This is a genomic window from Pantoea sp. GL120224-02 (genome assembly GCF_900215395.1).
In the GTDB taxonomy this organism is placed as follows: Bacteria; Pseudomonadota; Gammaproteobacteria; order Enterobacterales; family Enterobacteriaceae; genus Pantoea; species Pantoea communis.
Map to the genome: position 1 here is coordinate 117,851 of NZ_OBEC01000001.1, position 18,083 is coordinate 135,933.

Annotated in this window: 12 protein-coding genes; 7 read left to right on the forward strand and 5 right to left on the reverse strand. The window is 53.2% G+C overall.

Features of this window, described 5'->3' with window-relative positions:
- The first annotated feature begins 37 nt into the window (after positions 1-37).
- Positions 38-331 (forward strand): (4S)-4-hydroxy-5-phosphonooxypentane-2,3-dione isomerase, encoded by a 294-nt coding sequence (gene lsrG / locus CRO33_RS00560; RefSeq protein WP_097116586.1) that lies wholly within the window; start codon positions 38-40, stop codon positions 329-331.
- Between the two features lie 321 nt (positions 332-652).
- Here lsrG and ubiG read toward each other — a convergent pair whose 3' ends face one another.
- On the reverse strand, positions 653-1,378 hold the full coding sequence (ubiG, locus tag CRO33_RS00565) for a bifunctional 2-polyprenyl-6-hydroxyphenol methylase/3-demethylubiquinol 3-O-methyltransferase UbiG (protein ID WP_097116587.1): 726 nt from the start codon (positions 1,376-1,378) through the stop codon (positions 653-655).
- A gap of 177 nt (positions 1,379-1,555) precedes the next feature.
- Here ubiG and gyrA point away from each other — a divergent pair, with 177 nt between their 5' ends.
- Both gyrA and rcsC read left to right on the forward strand, forming a co-directional pair.
- Positions 1,556-4,195: a DNA topoisomerase (ATP-hydrolyzing) subunit A gene (gyrA, locus tag CRO33_RS00570; protein ID WP_097116588.1), complete on the forward strand. Its 2,640-nt coding sequence runs from the start codon at positions 1,556-1,558 to the stop codon at positions 4,193-4,195.
- A gap of 165 nt (positions 4,196-4,360) precedes the next feature.
- On the forward strand, positions 4,361-7,213 hold the full coding sequence (gene rcsC, locus CRO33_RS00575) for a two-component system sensor histidine kinase RcsC (protein WP_097116589.1): 2,853 nt from the start codon (positions 4,361-4,363) through the stop codon (positions 7,211-7,213).
- Between the two features lie 41 nt (positions 7,214-7,254).
- Here the strand turns inward: rcsC and rcsB are convergent, their stop codons facing one another.
- From rcsB to CRO33_RS00590, 3 genes are read right to left on the reverse strand one after another with little or no spacing between them, the layout of a single operon-like run.
- Positions 7,255-7,905, reverse strand: a complete 651-nt coding sequence (gene rcsB / locus CRO33_RS00580; RefSeq protein WP_034825012.1) for a response regulator transcription factor RcsB — start codon at positions 7,903-7,905, stop codon at positions 7,255-7,257.
- A gap of 1 nt (position 7,906) precedes the next feature.
- Entirely contained in the window at positions 7,907-10,564 is a 2,658-nt protein-coding gene (gene rcsD, locus CRO33_RS00585; RefSeq protein ID WP_097117240.1) for a phosphotransferase RcsD, read from the reverse strand.
- 23 nt (positions 10,565-10,587) lie between these two features.
- Positions 10,588-11,742 carry an MFS transporter gene (locus CRO33_RS00590; protein ID WP_097116590.1) on the reverse strand — a complete coding sequence of 385 codons (1,155 nt, stop codon included), beginning with the start codon at positions 11,740-11,742 and terminating at the stop codon, positions 10,588-10,590.
- 910 nt (positions 11,743-12,652) lie between these two features.
- On the opposite strand from CRO33_RS00590, the gene ompC reads away from it, so the two are divergent.
- The gene (gene ompC / locus CRO33_RS00595) at positions 12,653-13,753 is read left to right on the forward strand and encodes a porin OmpC (protein ID WP_097116591.1); all 1,101 of its coding nucleotides are present in this window, start codon (positions 12,653-12,655) and stop codon (positions 13,751-13,753) included.
- Positions 13,754-14,065: 312 nt separating this feature from the next.
- Here ompC and CRO33_RS24485 read toward each other — a convergent pair whose 3' ends face one another.
- Positions 14,066-14,218: a hypothetical protein gene (locus tag CRO33_RS24485; protein ID WP_176505708.1), complete on the reverse strand. Its 153-nt coding sequence runs from the start codon at positions 14,216-14,218 to the stop codon at positions 14,066-14,068.
- 400 nt (positions 14,219-14,618) lie between these two features.
- Here CRO33_RS24485 and apbE point away from each other — a divergent pair, with 400 nt between their 5' ends.
- The 3 genes from apbE (at position 14,619) to CRO33_RS00610 (ending at position 18,051) form a co-directional block, all read left to right on the forward strand.
- Positions 14,619-15,656 (forward strand): FAD:protein FMN transferase ApbE, encoded by a 1,038-nt coding sequence (gene apbE / locus CRO33_RS00600; RefSeq protein WP_097116592.1) that lies wholly within the window; start codon positions 14,619-14,621, stop codon positions 15,654-15,656.
- A gap of 15 nt (positions 15,657-15,671) precedes the next feature.
- Complete coding sequence (alkB, locus tag CRO33_RS00605) at positions 15,672-16,313, forward strand: DNA oxidative demethylase AlkB (protein WP_097116593.1); 642 nt, start codon at positions 15,672-15,674, stop codon at positions 16,311-16,313.
- Between the two features lie 85 nt (positions 16,314-16,398).
- Entirely contained in the window at positions 16,399-18,051 is a 1,653-nt protein-coding gene (locus CRO33_RS00610) for a multidrug ABC transporter permease/ATP-binding protein (RefSeq protein WP_097116594.1), read from the forward strand.
- The last annotated feature ends 32 nt before the right edge of the window (positions 18,052-18,083 follow it).

Below are 18,083 nucleotides of genomic sequence, written 5' to 3' on the forward strand. Positions count from 1 at the left end.
TTGCCACTTTGCCAATCGCGATAAAAAGGACAAGCCGATGGAAGTCACGCTGGTCGAGATCAACGTCAAACCCGACTGTATCGACGAGTTTTTGCGGGTTTTTAAGCTCAATCATTTAGGTGCGCTGGAGGAACCCGGCAATCTGCGTTTTGATGTGTTGCAGGACAGCCATGTGCCGACGCGCTTCTTTATTTATGAAGCTTACACCGATGAGGCCGCCGTGCTGGCGCACAAGAAAACGGCACACTACCTGGCGTGCGTTGAGGCGTTGGAAGCGTTAATGAGCGAACCAAGAAAGAAAACCGCGTTTAAGGGGATATTTCCGCAGTGATGGCGGCATGGACATCTCCGCACAATCGGGTAGCAGCATGATTGAAAGTACCTAAAGCGGGTAGATAGGAAGAAAAACGCGCTGCTGCATCATGTTAATGGCAGCGGCTGCGAGGGCAACTTAATGAAGCTCAATCCACAACGCAGCGCGACTCAAAGCCATGATCAACGTTCAGGGCCAGTAAAGCCCCGCCCGAAGAGCAAAGCGTCCGCCGCAGGGATGCGGCGGCCGATCTGCATGGATGCGTGTTTCCTTTGCGATCGGGCGGGGCTTTACTGGCCGACGCACGGTTCCCACAGCAACCAGCAACCACGCTAACACTCAATCCTGACGATGCGTATGCACCATATAATTCACATCCACACCACGCCCCAGACGGAACTGATTGGTCAGCGGATTGTAGTGCAGGCCAATCATGCCTCTCTCACGCAATGGCGTCTCATCAACCCAATTCAGCAACTCCGCCGGACGGATAAACTTCTTCACGTCATGTGTACCGCGCGGCACCATGCGCATCACATATTCGGCACCAAACACCGCCAGCAACCACGCCTTGGGATTACGGTTAATGGTCGAGAAGAACACTTCGCCGCCCGGCTTTACCAACTGCGCACATGCCATCACCACAGAACGCGGATCCGGTACGTGCTCCAGCATCTCCATGCAAGTCACCACGTCATAGGCCCCCGCATGGCTAATCGCATGGTCTTCCACGGTCTGCTGCACATAGTTCACGCTCACACCGCTCTCCAGCGCATGCAACCGTGCTACTTCCAGCGGCTCCGCACCCATATCCAACCCGGTCACGTTGGCTCCTTCACGCGCCATGCTCTCCGCTAAAATACCGCCGCCGCAGCCGACATCCAGCACCTTCTTACCAAACAAACCATTGCTGTGCTGGGCAATCCAGCCAAGACGCAGGGGATTGATGCGGTGTAACGGCTTAAACTCACCCTCTAAATCCCACCAGCGCGATGCGACCGCTTCAAACTTGGCAATCTCAGCATGGTCGACGTTTTGGCGGCTTTCCTGCGGTTGTTCACTCATTGAATCACGACTCCTGACAAAATATTCTCTCAGTATAAACGCTTAACTCTTGCTAGCGCATCTCTCACCTGCAAGGAAAAGCGGCATTAAACCCTGCTTTACGTTCACCGAGGGCAACCACTGTGATATACTTTCGCACCATTAAAAACCGGCATTATGTAGAGGGATAGCGGCTCCATGAGCGACCTTGCGAGAGAAATTACACCGGTCAATATCGAAGAAGAGTTAAAAAACTCTTACCTCGATTACGCCATGTCGGTCATCGTTGGCCGAGCTTTACCCGATGTGCGTGATGGCTTGAAGCCGGTGCACCGCCGTGTGCTTTTTGCCATGAGCGAACTGGGTAACGACTGGAACAAAGCTTATAAGAAATCGGCCCGTGTGGTCGGTGACGTGATCGGTAAATATCACCCACACGGTGATTCCGCGGTATACGAAAGTATCGTTCGTATGGCCCAGCCGTTCTCCCTGCGCTACATGCTGGTAGATGGTCAGGGTAACTTCGGTTCCGTTGATGGCGACTCCGCCGCAGCGATGCGTTATACCGAAGTGCGTATGGCGAAGATCTCTTCTGAACTGCTGGCGGACCTCGAAAAAGAGACCGTCGATTTTGTGCCGAACTATGATGGCACCGAGCAGATTCCTGAAGTGCTGCCGACCAAAATTCCTAACCTGCTGGTGAACGGCTCGTCCGGTATCGCCGTAGGTATGGCGACCAACATTCCACCGCATAACCTGACGGAAGTGATCAACGGCTGCCTCGCCTTTATCGAAGACGAAGACATCACTGTTGAAGGCCTGATGGAACACATCACCGGTCCTGACTTCCCGACTGCGGCGTTCATCAACGGTCGTCGTGGTATCGAAGAAGCCTATCGCACCGGTCGCGGTAAGATTTATATCCGCGCACGCGGTGAGATTGAAACCGACGCAAAAACCGGCCGCGAAACCATCATCGTCAATGAAATCCCGTATCAGGTAAACAAAGCGCGCCTGATCGAGAAAATTGCCGAGCTGGTGAAAGAGAAGCGTGTGGAAGGCATTAGCGGCCTGCGTGATGAATCCGATAAAGACGGTATGCGTATCGTTATTGAGATCAAACGCGATGCGGTCGGTGAAGTGGTGCTCAACAACCTCTATTCCCTGACGCAACTGCAAGTCTCCTTCGGCATCAACATGGTGGCACTCCATCAGGGCCAGCCGAAGATCATGACGCTGAAAGGCATCATTGAAGCCTTCGTGCGCCACCGCCGTGAAGTGGTGACGCGCCGTACCATTTTCGAACTGCGCAAAGCGCGTGACCGTGCACACATCCTTGAAGGTCTGGCCATTGCGCTGGCCAACATCGATCCGATTATCGAACTGATTCGTCGCGCACCAACGCCAGCTGAAGCGAAAGCGGGCCTGTTGGCACAGCCATGGAATCTGGGCAACGTAGCCACCATGCTGGAGCGTGCGGGCGATGACGCAGCACGTCCAGAATGGCTGGAAGCGCAGTTCGGTATTCGTGACGGTCAGTACTACCTGACTGAACAGCAAGCTCAGGCAATTCTGGATCTGCGTCTGCAGAAACTGACCGGCCTTGAGCACGAAAAGCTGCTCGACGAATACAAAGAGCTGCTGGACCAGATCGCAGAACTGATCCACATCCTGCAGAGCGCCGAGCGTCTGATGGAAGTCATCCGCGAAGAGCTGGTGGCAATGCGTGACCAGTTTGGTGATGAACGTCGTACTGAAATTACCGCCAACAGCGCCGACATCAACATTGAAGATCTGATTAATCAGGAAGATGTGGTGGTCACGCTGTCGCATCAGGGTTATGTCAAATATCAGCCGCTGACTGACTATGAAGCGCAGCGTCGTGGTGGCAAAGGCAAATCCGCAGCACGTATTAAAGAAGAAGACTTTATTGATCGTCTGCTGGTAGCCAACACCCATGATACCATTCTGTGCTTCTCCAGCCGTGGCCGTCTCTACTGGATGAAAGTTTACCAGCTGCCAGAAGCGAGCCGTGGCGCACGTGGTCGCCCAATTGTTAACCTGCTGCCGCTGGAAGCCAACGAACGTATCACCGCCATTCTGCCGGTGCGTGAATACACCGAAGGCTTCAATATCTTTATGGCGACCGCTGACGGTACCGTGAAGAAAACTGCCCTGCAGGAATTCAGCCGTCCACGTAGCGCCGGTATTATCGCCATCAACCTGCGTGAAGATGATGAATTGATCGGTGTTGCACTGACCAACGGTAGCGATGAGGCCATGCTGTTCTCTGCTGCGGGTAAAGTGGTGCGCTTCTCTGAGACTGCGGTTCGCGCCATGGGCCGTTCGGCCTCTGGTGTTCGTGGTATCAAGCTGGCTGAAAGCGATAAAGTGGTTTCACTGATCGTGCCACGTGAAGAGGGTGCCATCCTCACTGTGACGCAAAATGGTTACGGTAAACGTACAGCGAATAGCGAATACCCAACCAAATCGCGTGCAACTCAGGGTGTCATCTCGATTAAAGTCACCGAACGTAACGGACCGGTCATCGGTGCGGTGCAGGTGGTGGATGGCGATCAGATCATGATGATTACCGATGCCGGTACGCTGGTGCGTACACGCGTATCGGAAGTCAGTGTGGTCGGCCGTAACACCCAGGGCGTGATTCTGATTCGTACCGCGGAAGACGAAAACGTTGTGGGTCTGCAACGTGTTGCTGAGCCGGTGGAAGAAGAAGAACTCGACGCCATCGACGGCAGCGTCGCGGAAGGCGAAGACGATATCGCGCCGGAAGTGGACAACGACGACGACGCACCCGAAGCGGACGAAGAAGAGTAATCCGCAGCGGTGAACAACAGCGGCAGGTCAGGGCAACCGACCTGCCGTTTTTTATCTGAGTTTTACTCCCAAAGTCGCGCACCAACTGGCTTTTTCGGGCCGATAAAGCTAGTGTATGAGGGTTTTTCAACTTCCTGACAACCCCTTACCTCCAGTGAGTCTCTTTTGAAATATCTCGTCTCCTTTCGCACTACGCTTCGCATCTCGCGCTATCTGTTCCGTGCGCTGGCGCTGCTGCTTTGGACGTTGGGTGCGTTGCTGACTACCTTCTTCATCATCAACGTACTGCACGAAAAAGAGAACGCGGTTCGCCAGGAATTTGACACCAATTATGGCCAGGCGGAATGGTATGTACGCCACTCGGCCGACGTCATGCGTGAACTGAAATACATCACCGAAAACCGCTTAAGTAACAGTAGCAACGGTTTGGACGTGCTGAATGGCCTGCCTGCCGGTAAAAGTACCTTGCCACAGTTCACGCCGCTGTTTTCTGATGGTGATTGCACTTCAATGAGTAACACCTGGCGTAACTCGCTCGATTCGCTGGGTTACTTCATCAACTACTGGAAAAGTAACTTCACCTCCGCTTACGAACTCAACCGGGTGTTCTTTATTGGGGGTGAAAATCAGTGTCTGGCCGATTTCGCCATTGGTAACAACAATTCAGTCGATCGTGAACGCAGCCTAAAAGCCCTGCGCGAGCGGGTGCTGCACTATCGCAGCGGCAATGAAGAAGAGCGGCGTAATCCGATGTACTGGATTACGCCGAGCAGCCAGCCTGGTGTCGGTAATTTCTACATGGTGATGCCGGTGTATGTGGCCAACAAGCTACAGGCGTTGCTGGGCGTGGAACAAAATATCCGTCTTGATGAGTTTATTCAGCCGGGCGGCTTGCCGCTGGTTGCCACCATTACTGATGAGAACTACCGTCCGTTGCTGAGTTCGCGTCGCGGTGGCCCCGGCTACTCTTTTGACGATCTGCCGGATGACAGCACCTGGTTTGGTTATCTTGATAGCTATCGCCAGTTAGTCCTGAAGAAACCGCTGCCGCCGTCCAATCTTAACGTGGTGTGGTCACTCTCTACTGACGTGCTGGTGGATCAGCTCAAGCTGATGCTGATTAACGCGCTGTTGCTCAATATCTTCAGCGCATTGATCCTGTTCACGCTGGCATGGATATTCGAACGCCGTATGTTCCTGCCAGCGGAAGATAACGCACATCGGCTGGAAGAGCACGAGCAGTTCAACCGCAAAATTGTCGCTTCGGCGCCGGTCGGTATCTGTATTTTGCGCACCAGCGACGGCACCAATATTCTGAGTAACGAACTGGCTCACAACTATCTGACGCTGCTGACGCAGGAAGATCGTCAGCGCCTCAATGAGATCATCGGGGGCCAGCAGGTCAACTTTGTCGATGTGCTCACCGGTACCAATACCAACCTGCAAATCAGCTTTGTGCATTCACGCTATCGCAATGAAAACGTCGCAATTTGCGTGCTGGTGGACGTTTCAGCGCGTGTGCGCATGGAGCAGTCGTTGCAGGAGATGGCGCATGCGGCAGAACAGGCCAGCCAGTCCAAATCCATGTTCCTTGCCACCGTCAGTCACGAACTGCGCACCCCGCTGTACGGCATCATCGGTAACCTCGACCTGCTGCAAACCAAGTCGTTGCCAAAAGGTGTGGAATCGCTGGTGACGGCGATGAACAACTCATCGAGCCTGCTGCTTAAAATCATCAGTGATATTCTCGACTTCTCGAAAATTGAGTCGGAGCAGCTGAAGATTGAGCCGCGCCCGTTCTCGCCGCGTGAGGTGGTCAATCACATCGCCAGCAACTATCTGTCGCTGGTGGTGCGTAAACGTCTAACGTTATATGTGATGATCGAAAATGATGTGCCGCTGACGATGGATGGCGATCCAATGCGTCTGCAGCAGGTCATTTCTAACCTGCTGAATAACGCGATCAAGTTCACCCATACCGGCTGCATTATTCTGCATGCTTATGTCAAAGATGGGTATTTAGCCTTCCGCGTGCGCGATACCGGCGTCGGTATTCCAGCGAAAGAAGTGACGCGTCTGTTCGATCCCTTCTTCCAGGTGGGCTCTGGCGTGCAGCGCAACTTCCAGGGCACCGGGCTGGGTCTGGCAATCTGTGAAAAGCTGATCAACATGATGGACGGTGATATTGAGGTCGACTCTGAGCCGGGCATGGGTAGCCAGTTTATCATCCGTATCCCCATTTACGCTGGACAACAGCCTGCGCCGCCGCTGCTGGATGGTTTGCAGGAAAAAGCCATCTGGCTGGATATGCGCAATGATTATCTCGCGGTCTTCCTGCTGCGTCTGTTGCAGCAACAGGGTATTGCGATCGCGCATTATCAGGGTAATGCCGGTAGCGACGATGTGATTATTAGCGACCATCAGGATACGGTGTCACAGGCCGTGCGCGCGCAGATTCACATCTGCGGTCAGCACATCGACATGCCGCAGGAAACCGCGCCGGGTCAGTGGGTGCAGAGCAGTGCGATGCTGCACGATCTGCCTTCATTACTTGGCCGCATCTATCGCCTCAATATTGATAGCGAAACCAGCACGCCGTTGCAGTTGGCCGCACCGCAAGAGGCCAACCGTTACGATGACATTATGGTACTGATTGTTGATGATCACCCGATTAACCGTATGTTGCTCTCCGAGCAACTCGGCACACTGGGCTATCAAACCAAAACCGCACAGGATGGGGTCGATGCGCTGAACGTGCTAAGCCGTAATCACATTGATATTGTGCTGAGTGACGTCAATATGCCGAATATGGATGGTTATCGCCTGACGCAGCGCCTGCGTCAGTTGGGCCATGCCTTCCCGGTGATTGGGGTGACGGCCAATGCGTTGGCAGAAGAGAAGCAGCGCTGTATGGATGCCGGGATGGATAATTGCCTATCCAAGCCTGTTACGCTTGATGTGTTGAAATCGACGTTGGCAATCTATGCCGAGCGGGTAAGAAAAAGCAGGAAAGGGTAGTACAGAAGAACAGGCGCACCGAAGTGCGCCTTTTTTACATCTTAATCTCTTTCAACCTGAGTCGCGCTCACGGAAGAGAGGTAATTCAGCAGGGCGATATCATTTTCCACCCCGAGCTTCATCATCGCCGATTTCTTCTGGCTACTGATGGTTTTGATACTGCGGTTCAGTTTTTTAGCGATTTCCGTTACCAGGAAACCTTCGGCAAACAGGCGCAGAACTTCACTCTCTTTCGGCGACAGACGTTTGTCTCCGTAACCGCCAGCACTGATTTTCTCCAGCAGTTTCGCCACGCTTTCAGGCGTATATTTTTTGCCTTTCTGCAGGGCTGCCAGCGCTTTTGGCAGATCGGTCGGTGCACCTTGCTTCAGTACAATCCCTTCGATATCCAGATCCAATACGGCGCTCAGGATCGCTGGGTTATTGTTCATGGTCAAAACGATAATTGAGAGATCCGGATAGTGACGTTTGATGTACTTAATCAGTGTGATGCCATCACCGTATTTCTCGCCTGGCATAGAGAGATCGGTAATCAGAACGTTAGCATCCAGTTTGGACAAGCTGTTAATCAGTGCTGTTGAGTCTTCAAACTCACCTACAACGTTGACCCATTCGATCTGTTCCAGAGACTTACGGATACCGAACAGAACAATCGGATGGTCATCGGCAATAATTACATTCAGGTTATTCATCTTATGGGTTACCTTGCTGCAGCAGTTGGTTGACGTATGCGTCAATTTCACTGGTGGTATTTATAATGGTTAAATCTTCACATAGTTTTATGTGATTTTCTAACTCTTCACAAAGCTGTTTACCTGGAACCAGATTTAGCATGGCGAACACGCCTTTCAGGCGATGTGCAGTCTGAGCAAGCGAGGGATAATCCTTCTCCGCTGCCTCAGTATACAGTCTCTTCACATCAGGCGGTACTGTCTCGGTAAACAGCTGGAAATAGCCTCCGCTCAACAGCGGCGTGGCAGCCTCATCTTCACTACTTTCCTCCATCAAATCATGAGCCATTTGCTTTTCAATCAGTGCCAGCAGTGCGTCAAGCAGCGCATTGCTGAGATTGAAATTGACCCGGTATTGCTGATCGTTCAATGCGTGGTGACCCATTTCGTCACCGGCTAATAGCAGAGCCCAGCCATTGAGGCGGGCGGGATCGTCAGTGATCAGCACATCATGATCCTGACCGGATAAACGTTCGTCAGAGGTCAGGCAATTCGCTCCCCAGTTTTCTAACTGGCGGCAAACAATTTTGTGCACATCCTCGACGGCGATATCGACCAGTGCGGTTACACCTTCCAGCAGCTTCTCTTCCTGCTCGCCTTGTAGTTCCAGCGCGAGGGGCAGTTGAATATTATAGCGTGTGCCGATATCGGGTTTGGCGATGATCTCCAGCTGGCCACCCATTTGCTTGCACAGCTGCTTGCAGAGGAAAAATGCCATGCCAGAGGCCTGACCGTAACGATCCTGGGTGGTTTCGCCCAGATACGGGAAATCAACATTGGCCAGCTCATCGACACTCAGGCCTGAGCCGGTATCCACCAGTTGCAGCAGCACTGAGTTAGGTTTGTTCTCGCTGGCCTTAATCTCCAGCGTAATTTTGCCCCACTGCGTGGTGGTGAGCGCATAGTGCATCAGGGTGGTCAGGACTTTGCGCAGTGCACGGCGATCGCCAAAGCGCATCTCGTCGTTGGCCAGATGGTTGTTGACCACCAGCGCCAACCCTTTACGGCGCATCAGCGGTAGGCTCTCCAGCGCGATGTCATCCAGCAACTCCTGCAAATTGAACACGCTAGCATCCGGCGACCAGTCGTGTGCTTCCAGGCGGTTCAGCAATACAATGTCATCGACCAAACGAGACAGGCCCTGACTTTCATCAAGCAAATCCAGCACGCTTTCGTCTTCATCACGCTGGCTGAGTTGCACCAGTTGCGCCACCATACTCTCCAGCGGACGGTTGAGGGCGTGACCGAGATTTTGCATCAGCTGCTGACGCATCTGATGATTACGATCCAACACCTGCTGTGCCTTCTGCAGTTTTTTATTCACCAGCAATTCACGGTCCTGATCGCGCATCATAAACAGCTGAGTATGCGGTGACAGCACGCTACGGGCGTGGCGGATCTCGTACACCTCGTTGTTGATGGTGGCCTGCAGCACGCCCTGATGCTGATCGGACATATTGATGATTTTCTGCAGGTTCAGATGGGGTAACAGATGCTCAGCAATCTTGTTGCTCAACAGCGTGCGATTGGTAGCGAAGTCATACACCAGCAAACCCACCGGCAGGCTCGCAACAATCTCTTCATTCAGCATGCGCAGCGAATCTAACTCGGCGCTTTGGTTCTCGTTCGGGCGCAATGACTGCTGACGCAATAAAGTAATGCCGGCAATCGAGAGCAGTAACAGCACCAGATTGATCAACAGCGGCCACATCAGATTATGCAGGGTATCCAAAGCGAGGCTGGTGAGCGGCACGCGATATACTAACTGTAACGAAGTGCTGGGCAGTGACGCCGCAATGACGAGATTAGGATTCGCGAGTGAAACAGATGTCGTTTCGCTAGTGGCATCGTCGCTGCTGGTGCTGGAAGATTGCGTGGCATCCTGAATCAACTGGAAATTTTCCAGCGGCATGCTGTGCGGGATCAAATCGTTGATCGGCAGATCAAAAGCGACCACCGTGGCGAGGTGACCAGGCTGGTTGAAGGTGGTGCGCAGGGTAAAGTAGTGATCGTTCTGCCAGGCGAAATGGCGCAGCGGTGAGAAGCTTTCACGTTCGTCCAGCGCATTGGCCTGTTGCAGCATCTCGGCACGGCGGCTGTCGACCAGCGTATTAATAGCGCTCTCTTTATAACGCGTTGCCATGTCTTTTAATGGCAGCGTCGAGATCATGATCAGGCTGTTGTCCTGGCCATTGAGGAAATACATCGACCAGGTGGGATTCTCTGCACCCCACAGCGTATCGAGGTAGTTGGACATGCGCATCGTCATATCCAGCGTGCTGCTGTCGTGGGAGCCAAAGATCAGCGCCTCCGTTTTACGGCGCGTCTTTTCCAGGTAGTAAACATCCGGGCGCAGGCGGGTTTCCAGAAGATTGGTGTTGGGTGCAGATCCGGCCGCACTGGTGGCGAGATTTTCATAAATCTGCCAGGTCGCGAAACGCGAAGCGTCGATGCGTTTTTGTACGGCACGCGCTAAATCGGTCATCGCGTAACGCTTCTCAGTAAGCCAGGCGTTAACACTGTTGTGCACCATAGCTCCCAGGGCCAGAAACAGCACCAGGTTGAACACCACGAAGAAGCGGGTGACGTTACCCGAGGTCAGCGGAAATTTATAAGGCAGCATAGTGTCTCAGGATCCTGCGATTAGCGCGCCACCAGGCGAGCACTGGCGGCAACGGCCAGCAGCAGCAGGGCGATCAATAAAAATGCGCCACTCAAACTGAGCCACTGGGAAATAAATCCGATTAGAGCCGGACCTGAAAGAATACCTGCATAGCCTAATGTTGTCATGGCAGAAATCGCCAGATTCGACGGCATATCGTGTTGATTCCCGGCCGCATTAAACAGCATTGGCACGGTGTTGGCTAAGCCGAATCCCACCAGCAGGAAAGCCAGCAGTGCAACCTGTGGCCACGGCAGTAACACCGCCAGCGTCATACCCGCTGCAGCGGCTAACGCACCCGTGACCATGACGGGATAGCGACCAAAACGTTGAATGACTTTATCACCGGTGAGACGGCCAATTGTCATCGCCACGGAGAAGATGGCATAGCCCAATCCCGCATGTGCTACGTCCATCTCTGTGTTTTGCAGTAACAGCAGTGCGCTCCAGTCAAGCACCGCGCCTTCTGCCAAAAACAGAATGAAGCACAGTAACCCCAGGAAAGCGACCCAACCGCGTGGGATCACCAGCCAGGGTTGATCGGGCTGATGCAACCGTTCAGTCATTAACGTTGGCAGGCTGATCACCAGCAGCACCACGATTAACACCATCACCACCGCGACAGCATGCAGGGGCGAGAGACCACTGGCCAGCAATAAACTGACGCTACCGGCACCAATAATCCCGCCCAGGCTGAAGAAACCATGGAAACCCGACATCATCGGCTTGCGTGCTGCTTTCTCCACTTCAACGGCCTGCACATTCATGGCGACATCCAGCATGCCTAACCCGGCACCGAAGATCATCAGTGCCGCAGCCATCAACCACATCACATTTAGCAGAGTGAGCAGTGGCAGGATCGTCAGCACCACTAACGTGGAACATAACATCACCCGACGGCCGCCCACGCGGGCAATCAGCGCACCGGTAATCGGCATCGCTGCGAGCGATCCCACACCGAGGCACAGCAGCAGCCCACCTAACGATGCGCCGCTCAGTGCCAGACGCTGGCTGGCAAAGGGAACCAGTGGCGCCCATGCCGACATGCAAAGTCCGGCGATCAGAAAGACGATGCGTGTACCCATGTTGACACGCTGATGCAAATGATTGTGCTGTGCGGCGTCCAGTGCTGTCATAAAAGTCTTTTTCAATAGCCGTCAAAGCGACGAAGTTTAGCATTAAAGCTGACGTCTCACCGCAGTTCAAAACCGATGAGTTCAGAAAAGATGAGCGACAGAAACAGGCATATTACCGAGTTTTGGCGTGGCGTGACGCTTTTCCAGAACTTTCCTGGCACTTTCACGGCCTTCCTGCCGCGATCAATCGGTCGCGAATTGAAATTTCATGATGGAAAAGGACGAATATAAAATCATCATCGGTAATAAATCAGCGCTGCACTTTGCCTTAACCAATTGAATAAGAGGAGACTCATGTAGGCTAATAGGAGAGAGTCTGGGCCAGAGCATATTCCAGTATTCTTCATTACGCACAGAAATTAACATTGCAGAATGATGGCTATCGATTGAACAAAAAGTGCGAAAAATAGCTAATAATGCGCCCGAGAGATTGTGTTAATTTAACTCAATCAACTAACTTTACTTAAAATTACGCGGGGATGAGTGATTTTGGCAAAAAAAATGCCGGACAAACATGTCCGGCGGGAATTAGGGTAAAACAACTCATTCGGGGTGAATGAAGGGAATAATGAAATAAATGATGATAGCGGGAGTAATTGTATGCGCTGAAGTGACTTTAGTTTTATCATTCAGTGCGGCAGGGCGTGTCAATTTAAGTTGTTGTTATTTAATGTATAAATAATCGATTACCAATATGTGCTGTATTCTTTGTTGATCCGTGCTGATTATTAGTTCCACGATATTTACATTTGGAAATAACTGTTAAATACAATGAAACACTTTTGGAAATTTAGTATCATTTTCGTGATAGATTATTGCCCCGTATAAAATAACAATGGCTTGCCGGCTGAATTTTTAATCGTTCAGTTTGCAGTGGCATAAATAAAGGCACATTAAAGAGGGTAATAAAATGAAACGTCGCGTTCTCTCCCTGATGATCCCTGCATTGCTGGTTGCAGGTTCAGCAAGCGCAGCTGAAATTTACAACAAAGATGGCAACAAATTAGACCTCTACGGTAAAGTCGATGGTCTGCACTATTTCTCCGACAACTCAGGTTCAGACGGTGATCAGTCTTACCTGCGTTTCGGTTTCAAAGGTGAAACTCAGGTCACAGACCAACTGACCGGTTACGGCCAGTGGGAATACCAGGCTGCCCTTAACACCTCTGAAAACGAAGGCACCGCCAACAGCTTTACGCGTGTCGGTTTTGCGGGGCTGAAATTCGGTGATGCCGGTTCATTCGACTACGGTCGTAACTATGGCGTGATCTATGATGTTTCGGGCTGGACTGACGTATTGCCAGAGTTCGGTGGCGATACCTACGGCGCGGACAACTACATGTTCCAGCGCGGTAACGGCATGGCGACCTACCGCAACACCAACTTCTTTGGCCTGGTGGATGGCTGGAACTTTGCAGTCCAGTATCAGGGCAAAAATGACAACCCAACTGAATCCTCTAGCGGTCGTGATGTGCTGGGTGAGAACGGTGATGGTTACGGCCTGAGCACCACTTATGACATCGGCTCCGGTTTCGGTATCGGTGCAGCGATGTTCCAGTCTGACCGTACTAACAACCAGAACACCGGCGCTATCCTGGGTCGTGGTGATAAAGCTTCTGCTTACACCGGTGGCCTGAAATATGACGCCAACAACGTGTATCTGGCCGCGATGTACACCCGTTCGTACAACGCGACGCGCTTTGGCTCAAGCGATGCGACCTCATACGGTTATGCGGATACGGCGGATAACTGGGAATTGGTGGCACAGTACCAGTTCGACTTCGGTCTGCGCCCATCCCTGGCGTTCGTTTCTTCTCGCGGCAACGTGCAGAACTACGGCGATCAGAACCTGAAAAAATATGTTGATGTGGGTGCGACTTACTACTTCAACAAAAATATGTCGACCTATGTTGATTACCAGATCAACATGCTGGACGACAACAACTTCACCAATGCGGCCGGTATCAACACCGACGACATTGTGGCACTGGGCCTGGTTTACCAGTTCTAAGTTGCAGCTTGGTAGGGCGCGCCATGGTGCGCCCTCGGCGGGCTTCGGGTCGCCGCTACTGCATTTGTTGCATTAACGCACTTAGTCATACCTCCACGATCTCCTTTGCCTGTTTCCTCCTCTGTATTCGCACAATGGCACCGTCGACCAGCAACATCATCTGTGCAGCCTCAAACTGCCTTTATGCTGGCAACTTCTCAGGGATTTTCTTTTTTAACGGCTGACCGATAGCGGCAGAAGAGTCTCTGTTTCACTGTAAGGCAGGAAGACGCCCGGATGACTATCCGGGCCTGGGCGAGCGGAGAAATGAGATTACGATACAGTGCGCCATTTTTTGGCTTTTGGCGCGGGCACTACCGACGTATGGGGCGTGGGTGTGCTGCCTTCCATTGCGACGCCTGCCAGCGTAAACGCGGAGAAGCGCAACCAGTGTTGCCAGGTTTGTTGGGTTTTTGTCTTATTCATTTTGCACCTCGCTGATGTTCAACTCAGTCTCAACGGTGCAGAATTCATGCCAGGTCACCGCTCTCAGCGCCACGCGGCCTCAATCTGATTTGCTACACTCCGGCAGCGCTGAAGCGGTGCATATCATTAATCCATGGTGCAAAAATTTAACGTTTGCGCGAGGGGTAATGCTGAATCAGGCGATGGCGATAGTGTTGCCAGCAGCGGAAAGTCCCGAAGATGAACAGAACGGCGGATACAGCGAGAATCATAAAAATCATCTGTCGCTCCTGTGCGGTTGGGGGGCTTGAACGCTCAATCCTGTGCAAGTCAGGTATGAACATCAAGCAGCTTTAGCCTGTTTTACAAGCGGTTTATGCTTTGAAACAGGATGAATTAATGAGTTACAGATGAGGAAGTGATGAGTATTAAGAATATTCTGCTAATTGGCGTTATCACCAGCGCGTTGTTCGGCTGCGACCAGCAGGCCTCCCGTAGCGCACTGGTGCTGGAAGGGAAAACCATGGGCACCCAGTGGCGCGTCAGCCTGGCGGGCGTCGATCCCCAACGGCAGGCCGCTTTGCAGCAGGCTATTCAGCAGCAGCTTGATCGTGATGATCATGAACTCTCCACCTGGAAGCAGGATTCAGTTTTGTCGCGCTTCAACCAGTATCAGGGTGATCAGCCGCAGCCGGTGAGCGCGGATATGGCGGATATCGTGGTTGAAGCCCTGCGCATCGGTCATAAAACCGAGGGTGCGATGGATATCACCGTCGGCCCGCTGGTCAATTTGTGGGGGTTCGGGCCCACGAAACAGCCTGCGCACACCCCGAGCCAGGCGCAGATTGACGCAGCGAAAGCGCAAACCGGCTTACAACATTTGCATGTGATCCAGAGCGTGGAGGGGCAGTGGTTGCAGAAAGATCTGCCCGCGCTGGATGTCGATCTTTCGACCATGGGGGAGGGATATGCCACCGATCATCTGGCACGATTGATGGAGCAGCAGGGCATTACCGACTATCTGGTGTCGGTGGGGGGCGCAGTACTAACCCGTGGGCAGAATGCCAGCAATCAACCCTGGCGTGTGGCGATCCAGAAACCCACCGATCGTGAAAACGCCGTCGAAGCGCGCGTTGACTTACAGGGGCACGGAATCAGCACCTCAGGCAGCTATCGCAACTATTATGAACTGGACGGCAAACGCATTTCGCACGTTATCGATCCCGCGACCGGACGCCCCATCGAACATAAACTGGTGTCGGCCACCGTGATTGCGACTACCGCGCTGGAAGCCGATGGCTGGGATACCGGGTTGATGGTGCTGGGCAGCGAACGGGCACAAGCGTTGGCAATCAAGGAACATTTGGCGGTTTATCTGATCAGCAAGCAGGGTGACGGCTTTACGCACTGGATGTCACCCCAGTTCAAATCCTTCCTGATCGATCAGGAAAGCAAATAACGGCAGGAGGCGCAGATGTTGGATCTGTTTAGTGAAGAAGCACCCTGGCAGGAACCGTTAGCGGAAGGCGCGGTGATTTTACGGCGCCGCGCGCGCGATGAAGCGGACGCATTGCTGGCGGCGATACAGGAGATTGCCGGGCAAAATCCCTTTGCTCACCGCATCACGCCGGGCGGGCATCGCATGTCGGTGGCGATGACCAACTGTGGCGACTTAGGCTGGTCAACGGATTCGCGCGGCTACCAATACACGGAGCAGGATAATGCCAGTGGGCACAAATGGCCGCCGATGCCTGCGCTGTTTCGCACGCTGGCGCAACAAACTGCGCAGGAAGCGGGATTCCCCGGCTTTAACCCGGATGCCTGCTTAATCAACCGCTATGAACCCGGTGCCAAACTCACCTTGCACCAGGACAAGGACGAGAGGGACTTGCGTCAGCCGATAGTTTCAGTGTCATTAGGCCTGCCAGCGGTGTTCCAGTTTGGTGGTTTTGAGCGCGGTGATGCCACGCAGCGGGTGCTGCTGGAGCACGGTGATATCGTGGTGTGGGGCGGCCCCTCACGCTTGCGTTATCACGGCATTCTGCCGCTCAAACCCGGTATTCACCCGGCAGCGGGCGCCTTTCGCTTTAATCTCACTTTCCGCCGCGCCCACTAACGGCGCGGTGAATGAGAATTAATCTTGCTATCATCCGGAGCGCCATTAAACTGCAGGCTGCTTGGTTGACCTCCGGAATCTGTTAATGGCATTGCTGCATGTGGTTTATCGCCAGTATCGCTGGCCTTTTATTGGTGTCATTCTGCTTACGCTGTTAAGCGCCGCGCTCGGCATCGGCTTAATCGCCTATATCAATAACGAGCTGATCGTCGCGGTAAATACCTCGATTTCTGTGCTGCCGAGTTTTCTGGGGCAGCTGTTTCTGCTGATGGCCGTGACGCTGGGATCGCAACTGGCGTTGACTCAGCTTGGTCATCACTTTGTCTGGCGCCTGCGCGGCGAATTCATCAAACGTATCCTCGATACTCGCGTCGAACGCATTGAGCAGATAGGTAACGCGCAACTGCTGGCGGGACTCACCAGTGATGTGCGTGCCATCACCATCGCCTTTGTCCGCCTGCCGGAACTGATTCAGGGCATCATTATTACCCTGGGTTCCGCGCTCTATCTGGCGTGGCTGTCACCTAAAATGCTGCTGATCACCTCGCTGTGGTTAGTGATCACGCTGGTTGGCGGCTGGCTGCTGGTGTCACGCGTTTATCAACACATGGCGAAGCTGCGTGAAATCGAAGACGATCTCTATCGTGATTTCCAGACCATTATTGAAGGACGCAAAGAGCTACAGCTTAACCGCGAGCGCGCTCAACTGATTTACGACAACGTCTATCAGGAAAACGCCACAAGCTATCGTCATCATATCGTTCGTGCCGATACCTTCCATCTCAGCGCGGTTAACTGGTCAAATATCATGATGCTGGGCGCGATTGGCATTGTGTTCTTTATGGCTAACGGTCTGGGTTGGGCGAACACGGCGGTGGCCGCCACCTATTCACTGACGCTGCTGTTCCTGCGCACGCCGTTACTGGCGGCGGTGGGTGCCTTGCCGACCTTGCTCAGTGCGCAGGTCGCCTTCCGTAAAATCAACACCTTCGATCTCGCGCCTTACGATGCACAGTTCAAAGTGCTGCCACAGGTGAGTAACTGGCAAACATTGGAACTGCGCGATGTCTGCTTCCATTATGGCGATCACGGTTTCCAGGTTGGCCCGATTAATCTGACGCTGCGTCGCGGTGAGTTAGTGTTCCTGATTGGGGGCAACGGCAGTGGCAAGTCAACGCTGGCGATGTTGCTGACCGGGCTTTATCAGCCTCAATCGGGCAGTTTGCTGCTGGATGGCAAAGTGGTTGACTGGCATAACCTCGATGCTTACCGCAAACACTTCTCAGCGGTGTTTACCGATGTGCATTTGTTTGATCGCCTGATCGGTCACGGCGGTCAGCCAGCGAATCCTGGGCTGGTGCAGCAGTGGCTGGAACGCCTGAAGATGCAGGATAAACTGAAGCTGCAAGGCAATAAGGTGCTGAATCTGCAGCTCTCTAAAGGGCAAAGCAAGCGACTGGCGTTGCTGCTGGCAGCGGCAGAGGAACGCGACATCTTGCTGCTGGATGAGTGGGCTGCCGATCAGGACCCGCATTTCCGCCGCATCTTCTACCGCGAACTGCTGCCCTGGCTGCAGGCGTCGGGCAAAACCGTGTTTGCTATTAGCCATGATGATCACTACTTCATTCACGCCGACCGCTTGCTGGAGATGCGCGAAGGCCAGCTGAGTGAACTCACCGGTAACGAACGTGAGATGGCTACGCTGGATGCGGTGAAGCGCACCGACACCGGCCATTAACATCTGCCGGGAAAGCTTAGCAAAAAGCCTTA